Genomic DNA, 1225 nt, shown 5'->3' with positions numbered 1-1225 from the left:
CCGAAACGGTTGTAGCCGAAATCAACGACGGCCCCCTCAAAGTTGAACTCAAGCAGTACCTTGCCGACCGAGGTATTCCAAGCCTTAAAGCTCCCGAGACACAGCAGCAATTGGCGGCCGCGTCTGGTCCCTCCGAGCGCGCCAGACTCGCCAAGAACGCAGGCGAACGCTCCCTCCTCGAAATCGCCTCCCGCGAACAAGCCGAAGGCCGCAGCACCGTCATCTGGTCCGACGACCGACACTTCGCTTCTCCGCAGATCCGACGCCAGTTGGAGCGCGACCTACCGGACTTGCAGACGAGAACCACCGCCGAACTACTGGATCAAACCTTCCGCGACGGGTTGATCACCGACGTCGAGTACCAGCAGCACGTAAAAAGCTACTTGGCCAATCAGGTTTTCCAAGACAGCCCCCGCCTGCGCGCATTCGACCCCGCACTATCCGGCCTCCCCGAACTCGCCGAAGGCGAAGCCTCCTTGCGCGCCCCACCCGGGCAGCGCGGGGCCGCCTCGATGCAATTGCTGATCGGCGAGATACCCAGAAACACGCTCATCCGCTCCGGCGGCTTGCTGACCACCGGCGCCGATCTCGCCGTGAGCGCGCAGCGCGCCGCGGATTTGTTGGAACAGGACAATCCCACCGCCGCGCGTTCGGAAGCCACGCACGCCGCGGCCCGCAACGTCGGCGGCTGGGTGGGCGGCGCCAGCGCCGCGTCGTTGGTCGGCACCTCGGGCTATGTGCCGGTCGCCGTGGTGATGGCCGACGCGATGCTGATGAGCAAGGCCTTCGACAAAGCCGTCGACCTGAAGGAAAACCGCGACATCACTCACCAGACCGACAATCGCGGCGTGGCCTGGGCGTTCAACGGCAACAACTGGGTCCACGACGGTTTGATCGACAAGACCGCCGATGGACGCGACAACCCGATCGAGGGCCCGTTGGGCGCGGGTTACGAGAAGGCGCGCGAGCTGGGCGCCCGCGCCAGCGTCACCGCGGTGGAACTGGCTTTGGGCAAGGCGCCGAAGCCGCAGGATCCGTTCGACATTCCGGCCAGCCCGGACGACCGCTGGGGCCTGGACAATCAGAACTGGCGACGCAACCCGGAAACCGAGCAATGGCAGCGCCAGGTGAAGACCGGCGTGACCGGCGCCAACGACCGCGGCGTCTACGAACAGCAGACCGCGTCGCCGGAACGCGCGATGGAGTTGAACCGGGAAGCGGTCGC

At 65.8% G+C, this 1225-nt stretch carries 1 protein-coding gene; it reads left to right on the top strand.

What is annotated here, in order from left to right; genetic code table 11:
* Window positions 1–1225: hypothetical protein (locus ABZY20_RS37280; protein ID WP_356447980.1), on the top strand; the 1225-nt coding region annotated here is incomplete at both ends.

Origin of the sequence: Streptomyces sp. NPDC006624, assembly GCF_040611555.1 — a bacterium.
Classification (GTDB): domain Bacteria; phylum Actinomycetota; class Actinomycetes; order Streptomycetales; family Streptomycetaceae; genus Streptomyces.
The sequence above is the reverse complement of the archived record's forward strand: the minus strand, read 5'-3'. Positions and strand labels throughout refer to the sequence as shown.